The organism is Streptococcus ratti FA-1 = DSM 20564 (assembly GCF_000286075.1).
Taxonomy (GTDB): Bacteria; Bacillota; Bacilli; order Lactobacillales; family Streptococcaceae; genus Streptococcus; species Streptococcus ratti.
Window position 1 is genome coordinate 843466 of the sequence record NZ_AJTZ01000005.1, and the last position, 20866, is coordinate 864331.

Consider the following 20866-nt stretch of genomic DNA (forward strand, 5'->3'; position numbering starts at 1 on the left):
GAATAAACAGTCGCTACCTTACTTAACAGACTAAATGCACAGAGACTGGAAATTGTATTGACCCTCACAAGAGTTGGACAAAAAATCTAACTTTAGAGGTGTGGTACACCTTCCTTCCAGACTCTTTTAAAACTGCATCAACACGAGTTTGTGCGCTCAGCTAGAGCTTAGCTAATATGCTGCCTAGCTACTGACAGCCTTCTGCTTTTTCCGATAAAGCTGCCCATTCTTCCATAAGCTCCTCCTGCTGAAACGCCAACTGATCCATCTCCTTTTGCAGCTCCATAAGTTGGTTGGCATCGTTGGTTGCTGCCATCTGCTCACTAATGCTATTTTGCCGATTTTCAAGCTCTTCTATCCTTCTCTCTGCTTCTTCGAGCTGACGGATTACTTTCCTTAATTCTTTTTGACTAGCCTTTTGACTGTGATAATCTTGGGCTGCCGCTGATGCTGAAGACGATGGGGCTTGGTTTTCCAGTTTAGCTGTTTTTTCTGGTTTCTTTTCTAAATAATAATCATAATCCCCCAGATAGAGCTTAGAACCGCTTTCTGAAATTTCTAGGACCTTTGTGGCAAGACGGTTAATAAAATAACGGTCGTGACTGACAAAAATGAGTGTCCCATCAAAATCAATCAAGGCATCTTCAAGAACTTCCTTGCTGTCAATATCCAGATGATTGGTCGGTTCATCCAAAACCAGAAAATTATTGTCTTCCATGGATAATTTAGCCAGCAGCAAGCGAGCCTTTTCACCACCTGACAGCATGGCGACTGTCTTTTGCACATCATCACCAGAAAACAGAAAGGCTCCCAAACGGTTTCTGATGTCTATTTCCCGGCTTGTCGGAAAAGCCGACCAAAGTTCTTCCAAAACAGTATTGCCAGCTGTCAGATTAGACTGAGTTTGGTCGTAATAACCCAGCAAAACATTGGCACCGTATTTGATATCGCCTTTAATGAGCGGGACTGTTCCAAGAATTGACTTTATTAAAGTTGTTTTTCCGATGCCATTAGGGCCAACAACAGCTATAGCATCATACTTGCTGACGTCCATATTAATGGGGGCAGACAAAATCTCGCCCTCATAACCAATAGCCGCATCGGTAACTTTTAGAACTTCTCTGCCGGAAGGCTTGCTTGATTTAAAGGTCATGTGAGCTTTTTTAGCCTTGCTGTCAGGCTTTTCCAAGCGTTCCATTTTTTCCAGCTGCTTACGCCGCGACTGTGCACGCTTGGTCGTTGACGCACGGACAATATTGCGCTGAACAAAATCTTCTAATTTGGCAATTTCCTTTTGCTGCTTTTCAAACAGCTTTTCCTCAGCTAAAAGTTTCTGGGCTTTTTGCTCCATAAAACTAGAATAATTGCCAACATACCGATCCAATGAATGCTTGGTCAAATCAAGGGTTAGGGTTGCTACCTTATCTAAGAAATAGCGGTCATGGCTGACGATAATCAGCGCCCCTTGATAATGTGTCAAATAGTTTTCCAGCCAGGCGATGGTTTCAATGTCCAAATGGTTGGTCGGCTCATCAAGAACTAAGAGTTCAGGTTTTTCTAAAAGCATCTTGGCCAAGGCTAAACGCGTATTTTGTCCGCCAGACAGATCTGAAATTTTCATTTGCCACATGGACTCATCAAATTGGAATGCATTTAAAATAGCACGAATGTCACTCTCATAAGTAAAACCGCCTCTTATTCTAAAGTCTTCAGACAGTTTATCATAAGTCTGCATGAGATCATCCAATTCAGAACCTGTCAGCTCACCCATTTTCATTTCCAGCTGACGCAGGCGCTCTTCGTCTTGGCGCAGATTATCAAAAACATGGAGCATTTCTTCAAAAATAGTGCTGTCAGACTCAAAACGGCTGTTCTGTGCCAAGTATGACAAAGACAGTCCCCGCTTTTTGTCAATGCTTCCTGAGCTCGCTGCTTCTTCTCCCACCAGTATTTTTAAAAGAGTAGATTTTCCTGCACCATTGCGTCCGACAAGAGCAATGCGATCGCGCTCATCTACCTGAATAGTAATATTATCAAAAAGTACATCACCGGCAAAAGAACGTTCAATCTTGTTTCCTTGTAAAATAATCATAGGTCTATTCTATCAAATCTCCATCATCTAAGCCAGCTGCAATAGCAAAAAAAGAGCGGCTGCTCAACTCTCAGGCACAGCTGCCGAAGTTTAAGTCAACCGTTCTTTTGATTATTTCGTCATTTTTGCTAGCTTTCAAGCAGCAATCAGTCTCCCAAAACAGCCATAGTGGTCAAGGCTGAGTCATAATAATTCGTTGAGGACAGACCGTCCATAAAGACTTTCTTTTCCTGCTGGTGGAGACGCTCATATTTATGGTCTAACTTTTTAGCCGCATAAAAGATAGGTGCATCAAAGCTGGCAGACTGATGCGCATCCAAACGTTTGCCGTTCAGCTTATAACCCGCATAAATGCTTTTTTGTTTCATAAAGAAATTCATCATCTTTTTGAGCATCTTCTGACTTTGCTTGTCCTTGCTTCTGGCTAGGTTATAAGGCATGCGGCAGGCATTGTAATAATAATCGCCGTCATACTTGCTGGCAACCAAATTCGCTTTAGCAGCCTTAACTTCACCGGACTCGCGAACCCACATAAAGTCTGGGAAAAGGCCAGTCTTATGCTGATCGCTCATTTTTTCCAAGCTGTTAAGCATTGAAGATTTAATCGTTTTCCAAGTATCATTTTTACTAAAATCGTAGAAAACATCAAACTGTTCGGGCAGGACATCTGACGTTCTAACTAGGTCATAATAATCAGTTCCCTTGACGGCCCAATTTCCGACAGTCAGGGATTTCGTTTCTGCATTATAATTGTAGGCTAAAATATCATTTAAGAGGAGCTTAGCCTGCTTCTTATAAGTATCAGCTTTATCAGACCAAAGCTCAGCAGCCTTAATCAAAGAATAAGCAATATAGAGATCCCCGTCTGTGGCGCTGTTAGACAAGTCTTCAATAGAACCGTCTGCTTTGATGTTTTGCTTCCAAGACATCAGCTGCGTACCTGCGGTACGGTGGTCCATATAATAGCGATAGAGCTTGCTAAATTCTTCCTTACTGTCGGCACCTTTTCGAGCAGCCTCAACAGCAATATACATCCCATAGCCTTGTCCTTCAGAAAGGGCTGTTGTCGCGTCTTCGTCTGTTGCTGTCTTGATATAGGCGCTTTTGCCGTGGGTCACCACATAGTATTTGGACCATTCTTCATAAACGTTTTGCTGCATATCATCAGTACTTTTAATACGAATAATGTAAAATCCTGCAGTCAGTATCGCAAGAAAGAGGATAAACCAAATATATTTTAATTTCTTCTTTTTCACTTCTTTCTCCTTTAACCTGCAAATCGTTTCGTTTTAACCCACTTCGTTCCATCACGGCGTAAGATTTTATCCATCATAACAGAACAAACAGATGAAATTGATACTATGATAAAGAGCTGCGTATAAGTAAAATAAGACAATAACGCAATCCAAATCTGGCTAACCGTTGCCTGACCGTGCTGGGTCGCCTGCGAGATGGAAATTTGCAAAAGGTAAAGCAAGATCATCAAGAACCAGTTAAAGAGCAAAAGCTGCGCCATATACACATTGTTGGTATCAAAGGCAAAAGGAATCTGAACACCTGGTTTGAATAAACCAATAATCAAGGCTATCAGATTAGAGAAGAAAAGAATATCTGATAAAACAATAGCCGCATTAAACCAAAAGAAGGTACAGGCATAATAGAAAACTTCCCATTTGACACGCCAGTTGCCGCGACCAAAAAGATGTTTGAAATTGGCAATAACCACTTCATAATTTCCCTTAGCCCAGCGCTTTCTTTGCAAATAGTAAGATTTCAGCGTTTCAGGTTCTTGCTGGAAGGCTTCAGAGTTATGGGCCAGGGCGATTAGTTTTCCGCTTTGCATAATTTTAAAGGAAATATCCGCATCTTCTGTCAGCGCACCATTTCGCCAGCCGCCAATACTCTTAACAAATTCTGTGTTGATGATAAAGTTCGTTCCGGGAATCCGGCCAATCTTACCCAAATGCCACATGCCAACATGCTGGATCCGCTGTGTCACAACGATTTCCTGATTGATACAGCGAGTCAGGAAATTTTGGTTGGCGTTACGAGTCTTATTGCGTCCAAAGGCTGCAACATGGCGTTCAGGATCTTCCATCACTTTTTGCACAAGGAAATACAGAGCATTTCTTTCAGGCATAGCATCAGCATCGTAAACGCAGATGTAATCCCCTTTTGCCATTTTCAGGGCGTCATTCAAAACGCCTGCCTTTCCGCCAGTACCAGTACGGTCAATCAAGGTTAAATCACGGTTAGCATATTGCGGCATAGCCTTCACCTTTTGCATTTCCTGATAGGTATTATCTTCACAGTTATCCGCAAAGAGAATAACTTCTACCTTATCATGAGGGTAATTCATGTCTAAAATAGCCTTAGCTGTCTGCGCGATAACCACATCTTCATTATGGGCCGGAACAACCACTGTTATCATCGGATATTCAGGCAAAGGGCTGGTATCAACGTCAAAATCACTGTGCTTAAACCAGAAATGAACGGCCGACATTAAAATGATTAAGGCCATTGCCAAAGAAGACCAAATTGAGATTAAACTAATAATCATTAAAATCTGACTAATCATCATCCACCGCCTTAAAGTTTTTATTCACTCGTTCAAGAATCACTAAATAGCTGATGAATAAGATGACAAAACAAGCCGCAAAAAAGAGACTTATGCCAAGTCCGATATTAAAAAATACATTTGTTAAATTCATAACTCCACTCACTTAATATTCTACAATGATATGAGTTTCCAAGAGACGTTCCAATCTCTTGATAATATCCTCATAATAGGCATAACGCTGCCAATTCTCATGATCAACCATCTGATAGCCATACTGAAATTGGATCTCATGAGTACTGTTTTCGTTATTAAACCGAATCTTGCTCAGATTAATACTGATTTCTTCTTCAAGTCCCCTATGCCAGTTGGGATCTGAACTGGTCTGAACAATGAAAAACAAACCATTTCTCAAGTAAAAGACCCTGTCGCTGTCTTGTTTGGACTTAAAGATAGCACGGTTAATCCGCTTAATACTGGCATAGTATTCTTTGGGCTGCGTTTGCTTAAATTGTTCGGCATGTGCCCAGCTGACCAGCATGGTCTGAATTGTGATATCATCAGAATGCTGAGCCTTGCGGGCATAATATTCATAATAGCTCTTAGCCTTAGAAGTCTGAACTGCAATAGAACTTTTTTTCTCTAAAATCAGACCTTCCATCCGATTGGCAATGATTAATATAATAGGCAGAGCAACAATTAAAACCAAGCGGTCTCTCAAAGGAATATAAGAAATACCGACTATAAGAATAAAAGCTCCAATAATAAGAGTAAAGAGCTCTGTCCAAGTGACCAGCAAATCAGTCAAGAACCAAGGGGTCAGTACAGCCATAAAAATAAGAAAACCATAAATACCCGCAATCATCGGTCCATACTGAAAAGCAACATAGATGCTTGAACCAGCAGCCAAGATCAAAAGCAAGAACATACCGGAAAGATTTAGTAATCGTCTCATGCTAAACTCATTCCCCCATTCCAAAATCTTCTGGACGCTCACCGCCGTTAAAATAATAAGAAATAGCGTCTAAAATACGTTCAGAGGCTTGACCGTCTCCATATGGATTTTTAGTCTGAGCCATCTCATCATAGGCTTCTTTATTATCCAGCAGCTCTGTCATCGCGCTTCTTACAGCATCTTCTTCGGTACCCACCAGTTTCAAAGTTCCAGCAGCTACACCTTCCGGACGCTCTGTCGTATCCCTCAATACTAAGACCGGCTTGCCCAGCGAAGGAGCCTCTTCCTGAACACCGCCAGAATCCGACATGATGAAATAGCTCTTGTTGGCTAAATTATGAAAGTCCACAACATCGAGCGGTTCAATCAGATGAACCCGTTTAACATCTGCTAAAATTTCCTTGGCCGCTTCCTGTACAGAAGGGCTGAGATGAACTGGATAGACAATTTCAACATCGGGATAGGCAGCTAGAACTGATCTCATCGTTTTAAAGACTCTGCGCATGGGCTCACCTTGATTTTCACGGCGGTGCATGGTAACCAAAATAATCCGGTTGTCTGGATTAATGGCATCAAGCACCTGGTGATGGTAGTCCTCTTTTACGGTCAGAGCCAAGGCATCAATAGCTGTGTTTCCAGTGACAAAAATTTGTTCAGCGGGATGATTTTCTGTTAACAGATTATCCCGGCTTTGATTGGTCGGTGCAAAGTAAAGATCCGATACAACATCGGTTACCTGACGGTTAACCTCTTCAGGAAATGGCGAATACTTATTCCATGTCCTAAGACCTGCCTCAACATGACCGATTTTAATTTGATTGTAAAAAGCAGAGATACTGGTTGCAAGAGTTGTTGTTGTATCACCGTGTACTAAAATAACATCAGGTTTTTCACTCTTGAGGACTTCGTCAAGTTTGTTAATCACATTGGTTGTAATTGTTGACAAGGTCTGCTGCTTACTCATGATGTTCAAATCATAATCAGGGTCAATGCCAAATGTTTCCAGTACCTGATCAAGCATCTGCCGATGCTGAGCAGTCACAACAGTCACCGCATCAAAACGATCAGTCTGCTGTTTTAAAGACCTGATCAAGGGAGCCATCTTAATGGCCTCCGGTCTGGTACCGAAAACAAGCATAACTTTAATTTTTTTCATGTTTCCTCTTTATGATAATTTTGAATTAATGTGTGCTAAAATGACACATCTTTGTCATAATATCACTATTTTATTACAAATTCAAGACAAAAAGCTTTGAATTTTTTAAAAAACTTTTCCTTTATTTTATTATTATATTAAAAAACGCTCTTATTAAATAAGAGCGTTCAATTATTCAAAATCTTTATTTTATCAACCTTCAGCTGAGTTTAAGCAGAGCATCATATTTTTCTAATAAAATAATAAAAATAACAAAATCTGACAATTGCAACTATTTCACAAATAACAATAAGATTAAATAAATATGATGATTACATTATATCATTAAAATATTTCACATTTACTGAGCATAGAGCTTCTTAACAGCTGCAACATCTACATCTTGGATGCCATGATAAGAACCCGATGAAGCCATTACTGAAATCTCATTATCATCGTGACCAAGACCGATAGCATGTCCCAATTCATGTTCTGCTGTATGAACGATTCGCTCAAAACTATAGCCGTAGTCTTTGTTTAAAAGATAGTAACGATTAAGTTTAATATCAACATGGCTGATCCGATTGGTGACAGCGTTAGTTTCAGATTCGGCCAGACCGGCAGCCTGAGAAGCAGCATCTGTATAATCAGTTGCTACGATATCAGCTGACTCTTTATTAGAAACAATAGTAAAAGTGAAACTGCCTGTCGCATTCCAATTAGCAATGGCTGTCTGATAAGCTTTAATAAAAGTCTCATCAGTTGAAGCTATATAAACCGCGGCCTTATTTTCAGCCCAGCGGCTGCCTCTGTCATGCTCATAATTATCCGTAGATAATTTGGACATGGTATCTTGCAGGTTGAAATCATTGCTAAAAAAAGCTGAAATCTTATTGAGCTGATTAGAAACTGCAGCTCCAAAATTATCTTTATTACTGCTGGTGAAATAGAAAAAAGCTAAACCGATGACCGCTAGGATAATGACCGTTCGAAAAATACTCCAAATCAGGCTGAAAATGAGCCTAGGAATAAAAAATAAAATCCTGATTATTTTTTTCATAAGAGATGTCCTTTCGTTTTTGTTAGAAAAGACCTAAAACTTTCAAATTAAATTTAAGTATAGCAGGCATCAAAATAAAAAGCAAGAATTTTATACCAGCACAGATTGGCAAAAAAGAAAAACGAGGCAAAACAGCCAGCGGCTTTGTCAGCCTCAGCTTTTCTGTCTCGTTTACAACTATTTCTATTCAAGATTCAGTTTTTTAAACTGTCCCTTTTTAACTTTGGTATAGCCTTGTTTCTTAAGCAATTTTTCACTTTGTTTTAAACTAACATAAGTTGCTTTTTTGCCTGACGGTGTGTCAATATCTATTTCCGGCAGTTTTTCTGCTAGCTCATTAAGATTAACTTTGTCATAGTTGACACTAACCTTTTCTATCATATAGGTATCTTTATATTCGATGCTTTCTTTGACCCCTGTAATACCTTGGTATTTTTCTGCATCAGCAGAAAACTTTTCCTTGGCTGCTTCTGCTTCATCTACCTTAAGAGCTGCATAGGTTATAGTATTTTTTGTTAGCTGTTTGGTAACACGGTCACTTCCTTTTTTGTGGTAGTAAGTCAGTCGAACATCTGCTGCACCTTCTTTAAACATTTGATAATAGACAGCTTCCGTACGAGAGGACTTTGCGCTGGCTGTGTCTTGAATCAGCAGAGCTGCAAGCAAGACTGCAGCAAATGTTCCTAAAATAAGAATGAGTTTCTTTTTCATAAATACCTTCCTCGCTTTTCCATTTATAATTTATACCCTTTCATTGTAACCTCTTACAAATAACCTGTCAAGGTCTCCAAAAAGCCTTGATATAGGATTAAGACAGCCGCTCTTCTTTTTGATAGTCAATCGGCAGCCGCTCCAAAAGAAAATCCAGCTGCTTTTCCCAATAATACCACTCGTGCCTGCCGTGATCTGTGCGGTAGTCAATGTCGAGCCCCAGAGCCCTCAGCTTTTCAACAGCTATTTCATTAGCCTGATAGAGAAAATCTTCATAGCCGCACCAGGCATAAAATTTTGTTTTTTTATCTGATTTTTTTGCCAGTGTAGTCAGAAAATGTTCCTGCAGCTCTTCTCCTTGCAAATCGCCAAAGATTCCCTGCCAGTAGCTTGGCGAACCTTCTGTAACCGTCGTTAAACTTTTTCCGTCAATACCAATGCCAAGTGCTCCTGAAAATGACGCCGCATATGAAAACATATCGGTGGAAAGAGCAATCTTGTAAGCACCGTAGCCGCCCATAGAAAGACCTGCAATAAAAGTTTTTTCGCGCTTCTTTGTCATATTAGGAAAAAAACGCTGCATAACTTCCGGCAGTTCCTTGGCAATCATATCGTAATAGTTAAGGCCGTAAGCGGTATTGGTATACCAGGCTAAATCTGTTGAAGGCATGATGACAATTAAATTCGTTTTTCTCAGCAGGCGCTCAATAGCTGTCCGCTTTTGCCACGAGTTCTCATTGCCGCCCATCCCGTGTAAAAGATACAGCACAGGAATGTCTGTGTCATTAACATATTCTTCTTTAACCTCTGCGGCATCCGGATAGATGACATTGACATGGCGCACCATATCTAAACTTTGTGATTGATATTCTATTTGAAAAAAAGCCATTAATCAATTTTCCTCCCAATTTATTTCTCTCATTATAGCATAAATTAATTTCTTTTGATAAACTTAAAAAGAAAGGTAGGAAAGAAAAATGCTCACAATCTACGGTGATCTGACTGATAATGAAACAAGGTGCACTGACTATCATGGACCGACAGACATTGTCGCTTTGAAATGCTTTGCCTGTCAAAAATACTACCCTTGTTTTAAGTGTCACAACTGCCATGAACAGCATTTATTTGCCCCGTACCCACAATACCTGAAGAAAGACAAAGCAGTCTTTTGTGGTGCCTGCCAAAAAGAGTTAACTATTGAAGATTACAAAGGACAGCCTGCCTGCCCTTGCTGTGGCCATCCCTTTAATCCTAACTGCAGCCGCCACTATGACTACTATTTTTCAGATAAGCCCTAATTATCTACGCGCAGCTATGCTAGTTGGTATATCAAAAAAAGAATGGGACAAAAATCAGCTATTGAAGCAGTTGATTTCATAGTCCCACTCTTTTCTTTTTATGTTCTTTATCTCACTTCCATGACAACCGGTAAAATTGCCGGCCGGCGCTTGGTCTGATCAAACAGAAATTTACCGATTTCATCGCGGACAAGGGATTTTAATTCGCTCCAGTCAAAAGTGTCTTGAGCCAGATAATTTTCGACAGCATTGTTAACAATATCAGCACTTTCACGCAAAATATCCCGGCTCTTTTTGACATAAACAAAACCGCGGGTGTTAATTCTTGCCTTAGAAATAATCTTCTTTTCTTTCTTATTGACAGTCAAGGCGACAATAAAGATACCGTCTTCCGACAGAACCTTGCGGTCACGCAGGACGATATTGCCCACATCACCAATCGCATTGCCGTCAATCATAACATCCCCTGCAGGCACAGCTCCTTCATGAACAAAACCGTCTTGGCCGTAAACCATGATATCGCCACGCTTCATGATGTAAATATTTTCTGGGAACATGCCGATTTCAAGCGCTAAATCAGCGTGAGCTGCCAGCTCTCGATACTCTCCTTGAACTGGGAAGAGGTATTTGGGTTTAAGAAGGTTAATCATCAGCTGAAGGTCGCGGCCATTGGCATGCCCTGACACTCGAAGATCCTGTGTAATCAGTCTAACATTGCCGCCCGCCTTATAAATCAGATTTTCAACTTGTGCCACAACGGCTTCTTTCGAAACCGTCGGTGTTGTCACAATGTAAACCAAGTCTCCGTCTTTAATTTCCACATAGCGGTGACGGCCGACAGCTATTTTTCTCAGACCGTTCAAAGGCTCACTCATCCGGCCTGTTTCTAAAATAATCAGCTCATGATCTTCAAACTTATGCATATCCTTAGGCTTCACAATGAGCTTTTCATCCACAACTGAAAGCTTTTTAAGGCGGATAGCTGTGCGGACAATATTTTCAACATCAAAACCAGTCAGAACAACACGGCGGCCGTTATTGGCAGCAGAATCAAAGACCTGCTGGATACGAACAAGGTTAGAAGCCACTGCTGCAACAATAATGCGCCCTTCCCAGTTGGAGATGATCTGCTCCATCTCAACTCCTACCTCAGCTTCACTGGCAATTTGCACATTGCTGTCAGCATTTGCCGAGTCTGATAACAGAGCCAAAACACCTTCACGTCCAACCTCAGCAATACGGGCTAAATCGGTCTGATAGAGCTTACTTGCAGCCTGATCAAACTTGAAATCACCGGTATAAACGATGTTGCCTTCCTTGGTGCCAACAACAATTCCCAAACTTTCAGGGATTGAGTGGGTTGTTTTAAAGAAAGAAACCAGGGCATCCTTAAATTCAATCTCAGTTTCGGCATCCACCACATGAAAGTTATGAAATTTTTTTGTAGCATCATTATTTTTGACAACCAGTTTGGCTAGTTCAATAGTCAGTTCTGAGCCAAAAACCGGTGCCTTGACATTGGTTAAGAGATAAGGCAGAGCGCCAATTGCGTCGGCATGTCCGTGCGTCAGAAAGATTCCTCGAACTCGTTTTTTATTGTCAATCAGATAATCTAAATTGGGTATGATAACATCCACACCTAGCTGTTCATTTTCTGGATATTTCAATCCGGCATCTAGAATAAAAATAGAATCATTGACCTCTACTAGATAGAAGTTCTTGCCGTTTTCCCGAACTCCTCCCAGGGCCATAATTTTAATGTCAGTCATTAGTTCTCCTTATGTTTTCATAGTGTTTTTCAGATCATTTCAGTCCTGTGACTCCTTGTCTTCTTTCACTATCTTTATTTTCATACAAACGATCCCTGCCTCCCGTGTTCATGCACAAGACAGCAGGTCGAATTACTGCGGGCAATTAAAAAATTGCATACATGAGTAGTATACAACTTTTCAGCTTATTTTTCAATTTATTCAGGCTCTATAATATCTGTAGTGGGTAACTCCCATTCAGATATCATAGAGCCATTTTAGGTCACTGTCTCATTTTTCTAACTTCAAAAGAGTATGCACTAACCTTTAGTGTAAAATAAGACAATTTCCTTATTTTGACTACTGTCCTCAAAATATTTTTATTCTATAGTCTTGATAGACTTGACAAATAGTAGAGAAAAGAGCCTTTATTCAAACAGGCCATAGTAGTCAGAGATATCCATTTGAGCCTTTTCTTCAGCAGATAAATCCTGAATAATACGACCGCCCTTCATGACCAGCAGGCGGCTGCCGTATTTGAGAGCATCTTCCATGCGGTGAGTAATCATGAGAGCCGTCAGATGATCACGGCTGACAAATTCTTCGGTCAGCTCCATCAAGGCCACGCTGGTTTTTGGATCAAGAGCAGCCGTATGTTCATCCAGCAGCAACAGCTCAGGCCTTTTAATCGTCGCCATGAGCAGACTGAGCGCCTGCCGCTGTCCTCCTGAAAGGAGACCAGCCGGCGTTTCCAAATGCTTTTCCAAACCATTGCCAATTTTATCAATAACCGCCTGAAATTCTTTTTTGTGAGCATTGATATTGCGCGAAATAAGGCTGCGCCGCTCTCCGCGGTACTTAGCAATTAAAAGGTTTTCAGCTACTGTCATTCGAGGCGCCGTCCCCATTTTAGGATCCTGAAAAACACGGGATAAGTATTTAGCACGCTTTTCCGCAGGATAAGCAGTGACATCCTCACCCATCATATAAATGCTGCCGCTGGTCAGACTGAGCGTCCCGGCAAGAACATTAAAAAGCGTGGATTTACCGGCTCCGTTTCCGCCGAGAATCGTCAGAAAATCGTGCTCATAAATATCAAGGCTGACATCATTGAGAATTGTCTTATAGTCATCAAAACCATTATTCACTTTGACCGTAGCATTTTTTAATTCAACAATTTTTTTAGTCATCGGGACAGTTTCACTCCTTTAAAGAATTTCTTTTTCAATTCCGGAATCATAAGACAGACAGCCAAGACTACCGCACTAAAGAGTTTGAGATAGTTTGTTTTAAAGCCTAGAGAAATAACTGCCAAAATTAAAAATTGGTACAAAACAGAGCCAACAACAATAGCTATCAGGCGCTCCAACAAGGTCAGACCCGTTGAAAAGAGCACTTCTCCGATAATGATACTGGCTAAGCCGATGACAATGACACCAATACCTTTGGAAACATCAGCATAACCGTCCTGCTGACTGATAAGGGCGCCAGCCAGGGCAATCAGACCATTAGATAAGACTAAGCCCATCAGCTCCATTTTATCAGTATTTATTCCAAAACTCTGTGCCATATCATGGTTGTCACCAGTTGCGATATAGGCCTGGCCTAGGCGTGTATTCAAAAAGAAAATCATACTGCCGACCACCAGAACGACAAAGATAAGCCCCAGAACAAGCAGGTTGATGCTGCCGGAAAAAGGCAGCAGATCTTGTAATTTTCTGGCGTCCAGCAGGCCCAGATTGGCACGTCCCATAATCATCAGCATGATAGAATGACAGGAAGTCATAACCAAAATTCCCGATAAAAGGGTAGGAATCTTTCCTTTTGTATAAAGAAGCCCCGTTACCAAGCCTGCCAGACAGCCTGCCAAAACAGCTATTACAGTTGCCAGCAGAGGGTTGGTTCCCTGTGTGATTAGCGTCACTGCTACGGCGCCGCCCAAGGGAAAGGAGCCTTCTGTTGTCATATCCGGAAAATCTAAAATCCGAAAGGTCATAAAAATTCCTAAGCCTAAAATAGACCAAAGAAAACCTTGTGAAATCGTTGAAAGTAACATCTTCTATCCTTCTTTTATAAATATCTTTTATTTTAACACAAAAAAAGGAAGGGGACAAAAGTCATTTTGATTGGTTGACTTTATCTCCTCCTTTGATCAAGAAAAATCTTTTGGGGGTAAGCCTTGCTTACTTGTTTTTTGTCTTTTTAAGCACATCAGCAGGAATAGTGATACCCAGCTCCTTAGCTACCTTTTTATTGACAACAGGGGTTCCCTTGTCAAATATATTAACAGGCAGGTCAGAAACGTTTTTCCCTTCAAATAATTTCACAGCCATCTTGCCAGTGGCAACACCAAGCTCATACTGATCAACAACAACCGAAGCAAGACCGCCTTCATTGACCATGGTATCCACACTTGGATAGATAGGTTTTTTTGCTGCCTTAGCAGCTGATACTACAGTCGGGAAGGCACTGGCAATGGTATTGTCCAGCGGAATCCAGACAGCATCTGCCTTCTCCAGCATGACATTCATGGTCGTAGCAATTTCATTGGTTGAAGGGACAGAATATTCCAGTACTTCATAGCCCTTTTTCTCGGCCCTTTTCTTGAATTCTGCCACCTGAGATTTAGAATTGTCTTCGCTGCTTGAATAGATAACACCAATCGTTTTGACTTTTGGTGTTAAGGTCTTTACTAAATCAACTTGAGCCTTGATTGGAGTCTTGTCAGACACACCTGTGACATTGCCGTCTGGTTTTTTTAGATTTTTAACCAGCTTAGCGCCGACTGGATCTGTCACAGCTCCCATAACAATCGGAGTGTCCTTGGTCGCACTGGCCAAGCCCTGTGCTGCCGGTGTTGCAATTCCAATCAGGACATCATTTTTATGGTTAACTAGGGTTTGGCTCATGGTTTGCACCTTGCTTTGGTCCCCTTCAGCATTCATAAAATCAATTTTTATTTTCTTGCCGGAATAGCCCTCTTCTTTCATGCCGGCTTTGATCCCCCGGTAAATTTCATCCAGAGCATTGTGGCTGACATATTGAAGCACACCAACTTTAAAGGTATCCGACTGGGATGATTTTTGATTTTGACTGCTGAGAGACTGGTAGACAATAATGCCGATGACAAGCAGAGCCAGAGCTGCTAGAACTCCTATTAAACGTTTATTTTTCATGTTTCCTCCTCAAATAAATACCGTCTTTATTTTACTGCAATTTTCAGCATTTTTCAATACAGCATTAAAAACGCTTTCCCTGCTCTTTAAAAGCGCATTGCAGCTTTCGTGTGGTATAATAGAAAAGACTAAGAGAAAAGAGGAAAAACCATGTCCTTTGATGGCTTTTTTTTGCATCATTTAACCTTGGAATTAAAAGAACAGCTCCTGTGGGGGCGGATTCAAAAGGTTAATCAGCCTTTTGAACATGAACTGGTTTTGTCAATCCGCAACAACCGCCAAAATTATAAACTGCTGCTTTCGGCTCACTCTGTTTTCGGCCGAATTCAGGTGACTAAAACTGATTTTCAAAATCCTCAAAATCCTAATACCTTTACTATGATTATGCGGAAGTATTTGCAGGGAGCCGTGATTGAACAGATTGAACAAATTGATAATGACCGTATTGTCGAAATCACTGTCTCCAGCAAAAATGAAATTGGAGATCAAATCAAGGTGACTTTGATCACAGAGATTATGGGCAAGCACAGTAATATTATACTGATTGACAAAAATGAACAAAAAATCATTGAGTCCATTAAACATATCGGCTTTTCTCAAAACAGCTACCGTACCATTCTGCCCGGTGCCAGCTATCTGGCGCCGCCAAAAACAAAAGGGGAAAACCCCTTTACTGTTTCTGATGAAAAGCTCTTTGAAATCCTGCAGACAGAAAATCTAGCCGCTGATAATTTACAAAAGCTCTTTCAGGGACTGGGCCGTGATACAGCTGAGGAATTAAGCAGGCGCTTGAATACTGACAGACTGAAACAGTTTAAGCAGTTCTTCGACCTGCCGGTCTGTCCTGTTTTGACTGAAAAATCTTTTTCTGCAGTAAACTGGCATAATGCTCAGGAACAATTTGCCAGTCTTTCTGATTTACTGGATTATTTTTACCAAGACAAGGCTGAACGCGACCGCATTGCTCAGCAGGCCAGCGATCTCATTCACCGCATTCAAAATGAACTGGAAAAAAATAAGAAAAAACTCAAAAAACAAGAAAAAGACCTGCTAGATACAGATAAGGCAGAAGACTTCCGCCAAAAGGGAGAATTGCTGACAACTTATTTGAATCAGGTTCCTAACAACCAAGACCAGGTTATCCTTGACAATTACTACACAGGCGAAAAAGTAAGAATTGCACTTGACAAGGCTCTGACACCCAGCCAGAATGCCCAGCGTTATTTTAAAAAGTATCAAAAATTAAAGGAAGCCGTTAAGCATCTGGGCAGATTAATCGAAGAAACCAAGGCCACTATTCAATATTTAGACAGTGTTGATACTGCTCTCAATCAGGCCAGTCTTGCTGAAATCAGCGATATTCGCGAAGAATTAGTCGAAACAGGCTTTGTTAAACGCCGCCACAAAGAAAAAATACAAAAGCGCAAGAAACCTGAACGCTATTTAGCTTCTGACGGCAAAACCATCATCATGGTAGGCAAAAATAATTTGCAAAATGATGAGCTGACCTTTAAAATGGCTAAAAAGGGCGAGCTGTGGTTTCACGCCAAGGACATCCCAGGCAGCCATGTTCTCATTAAGGATAATCTTAATCCTAGTGATGAGGTTAAAACAGACGCTGCTGAATTAGCTGCCTATTTTTCAAAAGCCCGCCTCTCTAACCTCGTTCAGGTTGATATGATTGAAGCCAAAAAGCTCAACAAACCTACCGGCGGAAAGCCAGGCTTTGTCACCTATACAGGACAGAAAACTTTGCGTGTCACTCCTGATGAGGATAAAATAAAAGCTATGAAAATCTAAAAAGCGGGCCGGACAACCATGATAGTTTCTCTACCTCCCGTACACGAGTATAATCCGGAGGCTTACCTATAAAAAGTGTCCTGTTTCCCGCCTTTTTATAATCATAAAATTTTGACGCAGCGGTTGTCTGAGCTGGGACGGCGAAATCAATCCTTCCAAATTACCAATTTCTGTCCACCCTTCTAAAAAACTCAATTGCCCGCTTCAGTTCATTGCTATCGCCGCCTTCTTATTTTCTGCTGTTAGGCTCCTCCTCTTTTTAAGCTTTATTTGTACTTTTTATAAAATAATACTATAATAATAAAATATTTATAGAAAAGGATGAAATTATGTCAGATCAATCAGATACCAAACAGACCAGCCAAGGTTCAGAAGAACTGGAAAACGGTATGGTTCGCGGCTTGCAAAACCGCCACGTTCAGCTCATTGCCATCGCCGGAACGATTGGAACCGGACTTTTCCTGGGAGCTGGCAGATCCATCAGCCTAACCGGACCGTCTATTATCATCGTCTACCTGATCACAGGTTTTTTTATGTTCTTGATGATGCGGGCCATCGGTGAAATGCTCTATTACGATCCCGACCAGCATACGTTCATTAATTTTATTACTAAATATGTTGGCAAGGATTGGGGTTACTTTTCCGGCTGGTCTTACTGGCTGTCGCTGATTTTTTTAGGCATGGCAGAAATTACTGCCGTTGCGACCTATGTTCAGTACTGGTTTCCTGCTTGGCCGGCCTGGATTATCCAGATTGTTTTCTTAATACTGCTGTCTTCTATCAACCTGATTGCAGTCAGAGTTTTCGGAGAAACAGAATTCTGGTTTGCTATGATTAAAATTATCGCTATTCTGGCCTTGATTGCTACCGGAATTTTCATGGTACTGACTGATTTTAAAACCTCTCAGGGTCATGCCAGCCTAAGCAATATTACCAACCATTTCGAATTTTTCCCTAAGGGCTGGACAAGATTCTTTATGGCCTTTCAAATGGTCTTCTTCGCCTATCAGGCTATCGAATTTGTCGGAATTACTACCTCAGAAACACAAAATCCCAGAAAAGTCTTGCCTAAGGCTATTCAAGAAATTCCCGTTCGGATTGTCATCTTCTATATCGGTGCCTTGATTGCCATCATGGCCATCTTTCCTTGGCGGGCCCTGCCGGTTAATTCATCGCCTTTTGTGATGGTCTTTAGACTTGCCGGAATTAAGTGGGCTGCTGCTTTAATTAACTTTGTCGTTTTAACCTCAGCAGCTTCGGCACTTAATTCCACTCTCTATTCAACAGGACGGCACCTTTACCAGCTGGCCAATGAAGTACCCAATCCTCTTTTGAGTTATTTCAAGGCTGATCGCTTGTCACGAACAGGTGTCCCAAGCAGAGCTATTATCATGTCAGCAGTTGTCATTGCTATTTCGGCCTTCATCACTGTTTTACCGGGAATATCTGATGCTTTTGCCCTGATCACGGCATCATCATCAGGCGTTTATATTGCTATTTATATCCTAACGATGATTGCCCATTACAAATACAGACAGTCTAAAGATTTCATGCCGGACGGCTACCTGATGCCAGCTTATAAGTTTTCTAATCCTATCACCACACTCTTTCTTGCCTTTGTCTTTATTTCCCTCTTTTTACAGGAGTCAACCTACATCGGAGCTATTGGTGCAACGATTTGGATTATCGGTTTTGGTCTTTACAGCAAACTTAAATTTAAAAATCAGCCCTAGCCAATCAAACTAAAAAGTGAGATAGATATCCATTCCCAAGGAATGACGATCTCTATCTCACTTTTTGCATAGTCAATTGAGGGCTGCCTTACGATTGACAAAACAGATAGCTCTTATCCAAACGCTGTTAGCTTTCTAGATTACAGCTATTCAGCCTTGTCAATATCACCGCGGACTTCTTTGGCATTGAATTTAGCAAACAGATACTGACGGTCTTGAACAGGAAAACGCTGATCCAGCTGATCAACCGCTCCCACTTCAACCTGACCCTCTCTAATCACATAATCCATAACATGACCGCCAAAGGTATGATCATCAGAAATGAAATGAAGATGATAGCCTGCCACGCTGACCCCATGAAAAATTTCCGGAGTCCAAATACCAACAATTGTACCTGTAATATTTTCGGCGGTATATTCGGGCTGGTGGGTCGCTACTTCTGCAAATTTTTTATCCGATGTTGACCGCGGAATCATGCGCACATGCATTTTGGCAAAAGTACCATGAATTTTAATCGAACGGAAAAGATTTTCGCCGTCATAATAAGATTCTATGCGTGCCTGCAATTCCTTATCTGTCATTTCAAAACGCTGTTTAAAGATAACCTCAGCTTGATGATGAATAACCGCTGCATAAGGAACCTTCATATCATCAGGCACTTCAACAACTTCTGGCTTGTCTCCGGATCCCTTGGCCTGATAAGCTTTGCCATCCAAGACAATAAGCTCTCCGTCAATAGAATCAAGTGTTCCAAGACCTAAATCACCGTACTCCAGCAGCTCACCTACTGTTAGGGAACCGCCGTAAAGACCCGCCATAAGGGCTCCCAGAGTATTGTATTGAAACAATTTATTGGCTTCCATTTTTAAACTCCTTTTTAGTAAAACTCATCTGGTAAAATCGTTTCACCTAGTTTAATGTTATCCTTGTAATCAATTGGAATATCAATGAGCACCGGACCGTTTTCAGCTTCTTTTAGAGCCGTTTTTAAAATAGCATCAAAATGCTCCTTGCTGTCGGCACGATAGCCCTTAGCACCGAAACTTTCAGCGTATTTGACAAAGTCAACAGATCCGAAATCAACGCCCGATGACCGTCCGTATTTCATCTCTTCCTGAAACTCAACCATATTGTATTTACCGTCATTCCAAATGATATGAACGATAGGCAGCTTCAGACGGACCGCTGTTTCCAGCTCCTGTCCGGAAAAGAGAAAGCCCCCATCGCCTGAAATCGAAATGACTTTGGTATTTGGCCGCAAAAGACTGGCTGAAATGGCCCAAGGCAAAGCAACTCCTAAAGTCTGCATACCATTTGAGAAAAGCAGATGACGGGCTTCATAGCTCTTGAAATAGCGAGCCATCCAGATATAGTGGCTGCCGACATCAACAGTAACAGTCATATCATCTGTTGTCTGCCTTTGAAGAACATCAATCACATCAAGCGGATGAACAAGGCCCTCTTTTGGTATCTTATCAAATTTGACATCGTCAGTTACATTCGTTTTGAGACCGACAAGATACTCTCTGGAGCCTTCCGGCAAATCATAGCCCTTGACAGCAGGCAACAATAAATCCAGTGTCTCTGCTATATCGCCAATCAGTTCACGCTCAGGCTGGAAGTAGGTATCAATCTCAGCAGGAGCTACATCAATAACGATAATACGAGCTGAGATTTCGGCATTCCAGTTTCGGGCTTCATATTCAATCGGATCATAGCCGATAGCGATAATCAAATCTGATTTTTTCAGCAGCATATCACCCGGCTGGTTGCGAAAAAGCCCGACGCGGCCAAAGAAGGTATCTTCTTCGAGATCACGCGAAACGATACCGGCACCTTGGAAAGTTTCTACAACCGGCAATTTAACAGATTCCAAAAGCTGGCGGATAGAGGCTGTTACATCGGCAGTCGATGCCCCGTTGCCCAAAAGCAAAACAGGCAGGACAGCATTTTTAATAGCCTGGGCTAGATAATTAATATCAGCAACAGACGCTGAGCCTAGTTTAGGGTCTGTCAGAGGTTTAATAGCTTTAACAGAAACGGAGCTGTCTGTCACATCCTGAGGAATGGACAAAAAGCTGGCGCCAGGTTTGCCGGCTTTAGACAAACGATAGGCATTAGCAATATTTTCAGATAGAGTTTCTGGATCTTGGACCTCAGCCGAATATTTGGTAATTGGCTCTAGCATAGCAACATTGTTCATGGATTGGTGAGCCCGTTTTAAAAGGTCGCCCCGCTTGACCTGACCGCCAATTGCAAGGACGGGATCACCTTCAGCTGTCGCTGTCACAAGACCGGTCGCCAGATTAGAAATACCAGGACCGCTGGTTGCAATAACCACACCCGGTTCACCTGTGATACGTCCAATTCCCTGAGCCATAAAAGCAGCATTTTGTTCATGGCGGGCAACAATCAGTTCAGGACCCTTATCCTCTAAAGTGTCAAAAACACGGTCAATTTTAGCGCCGGGAATGCCAAACACGTATTTGACATCATGATTAATGAGGCTGTCAACGATTAAGTCAGCCCCATAGTTTTTCTTATTGTTTTCTGTCATTTAATATCCTTTCTTCACAAGTTTCATGTCAATTATACCACAGA

Annotated in this window: 17 protein-coding genes; 3 read left to right on the plus strand and 14 right to left on the minus strand. The window is 41.5% G+C overall.

The window, feature by feature from the left end:
* Positions 1-187: 187 nt before the first annotated feature.
* The 8 genes from SRA_RS06030 to SRA_RS06065 all read right to left on the minus strand — a co-directional run bounded on the left by SRA_RS06030 (position 188) and on the right by SRA_RS06065 (position 9399).
* Entirely contained in the window at positions 188-2092 is a 1905-nt protein-coding gene (locus tag SRA_RS06030; RefSeq protein ID WP_003088737.1) for an ABC-F family ATP-binding cassette domain-containing protein, read from the minus strand.
* 146 nt (positions 2093-2238) lie between these two features.
* Complete coding sequence (locus SRA_RS06035) at positions 2239-3348, minus strand: glycosyl hydrolase family 8 (protein WP_003088742.1); 1110 nt, start codon at positions 3346-3348, stop codon at positions 2239-2241.
* Positions 3349-3359: 11 nt separating this feature from the next.
* Entirely contained in the window at positions 3360-4670 is a 1311-nt protein-coding gene (locus SRA_RS06040; RefSeq protein WP_003088743.1) for a glycosyltransferase family 2 protein, read from the minus strand.
* Between the two features lie 145 nt (positions 4671-4815).
* Positions 4816-5604 carry a hypothetical protein gene (locus SRA_RS06045; RefSeq protein WP_037611539.1) on the minus strand — a complete coding sequence of 263 codons (789 nt, stop codon included), beginning with the start codon at positions 5602-5604 and terminating at the stop codon, positions 4816-4818.
* Between the two features lie 7 nt (positions 5605-5611).
* The gene (gene wecB, locus SRA_RS06050) at positions 5612-6760 is read right to left on the minus strand and encodes a non-hydrolyzing UDP-N-acetylglucosamine 2-epimerase (protein ID WP_003088746.1); all 1149 of its coding nucleotides are present in this window, start codon (positions 6758-6760) and stop codon (positions 5612-5614) included.
* Between the two features lie 340 nt (positions 6761-7100).
* Complete coding sequence (locus SRA_RS06055; protein WP_003088753.1) at positions 7101-7799, minus strand: M57 family metalloprotease; 699 nt, start codon at positions 7797-7799, stop codon at positions 7101-7103.
* 183 nt (positions 7800-7982) lie between these two features.
* Complete coding sequence (locus SRA_RS06060; protein ID WP_003088756.1) at positions 7983-8510, minus strand: YehR family lipoprotein; 528 nt, start codon at positions 8508-8510, stop codon at positions 7983-7985.
* Between the two features lie 97 nt (positions 8511-8607).
* Positions 8608-9399 (minus strand): alpha/beta hydrolase, encoded by a 792-nt coding sequence (locus SRA_RS06065; protein ID WP_003088757.1) that lies wholly within the window; start codon positions 9397-9399, stop codon positions 8608-8610.
* Between the two features lie 88 nt (positions 9400-9487).
* On the opposite strand from SRA_RS06065, the gene SRA_RS09980 reads away from it, so the two are divergent.
* Entirely contained in the window at positions 9488-9808 is a 321-nt protein-coding gene (locus SRA_RS09980) for a CHY zinc finger protein (protein WP_003088758.1), read from the plus strand.
* A 107-nt stretch (positions 9809-9915) separates the two neighbouring features.
* Here the strand turns inward: SRA_RS09980 and SRA_RS06075 are convergent, their stop codons facing one another.
* The 4 genes from SRA_RS06075 to trpX all read right to left on the minus strand — a co-directional run bounded on the left by SRA_RS06075 (position 9916) and on the right by trpX (position 14732).
* Positions 9916-11577, minus strand: a complete 1662-nt coding sequence (locus tag SRA_RS06075; RefSeq protein WP_003088762.1) for a ribonuclease J — start codon at positions 11575-11577, stop codon at positions 9916-9918.
* Positions 11578-11984: 407 nt separating this feature from the next.
* Positions 11985-12746 (minus strand): ABC transporter ATP-binding protein, encoded by a 762-nt coding sequence (locus SRA_RS06080; protein WP_003088764.1) that lies wholly within the window; start codon positions 12744-12746, stop codon positions 11985-11987.
* The gene (locus SRA_RS06085; RefSeq protein WP_003088766.1) at positions 12743-13612 is read right to left on the minus strand and encodes an ABC transporter permease; all 870 of its coding nucleotides are present in this window, start codon (positions 13610-13612) and stop codon (positions 12743-12745) included. Before SRA_RS06085 ends, SRA_RS06080 begins: the two co-directional genes overlap by 4 nt.
* A 127-nt stretch (positions 13613-13739) precedes the next feature.
* Positions 13740-14732: a tryptophan ABC transporter substrate-binding protein gene (gene trpX, locus SRA_RS06090; protein WP_003088768.1), complete on the minus strand. Its 993-nt coding sequence runs from the start codon at positions 14730-14732 to the stop codon at positions 13740-13742.
* Positions 14733-14882: 150 nt separating this feature from the next.
* On the opposite strand from trpX, the gene SRA_RS06095 reads away from it, so the two are divergent.
* Complete coding sequence (locus SRA_RS06095; protein ID WP_003088770.1) at positions 14883-16532, plus strand: Rqc2 family fibronectin-binding protein; 1650 nt, start codon at positions 14883-14885, stop codon at positions 16530-16532.
* A gap of 329 nt (positions 16533-16861) precedes the next feature.
* Entirely contained in the window at positions 16862-18265 is a 1404-nt protein-coding gene (locus SRA_RS06100) for an amino acid permease (protein ID WP_003088772.1), read from the plus strand.
* A gap of 146 nt (positions 18266-18411) precedes the next feature.
* On the opposite strand, the gene budA is transcribed toward SRA_RS06100, so the two are convergent.
* Together budA and alsS are read right to left on the minus strand one after the other, a co-directional pair.
* Positions 18412-19128, minus strand: coding sequence for an acetolactate decarboxylase (gene budA, locus SRA_RS06105; protein ID WP_003088774.1), 717 nt, complete (start codon positions 19126-19128; stop codon positions 18412-18414).
* Positions 19129-19142: 14 nt separating this feature from the next.
* Positions 19143-20822 carry an acetolactate synthase AlsS gene (gene alsS, locus SRA_RS06110; protein WP_003088776.1) on the minus strand — a complete coding sequence of 560 codons (1680 nt, stop codon included), beginning with the start codon at positions 20820-20822 and terminating at the stop codon, positions 19143-19145.
* Positions 20823-20866: the final 44 nt, after the last annotated feature.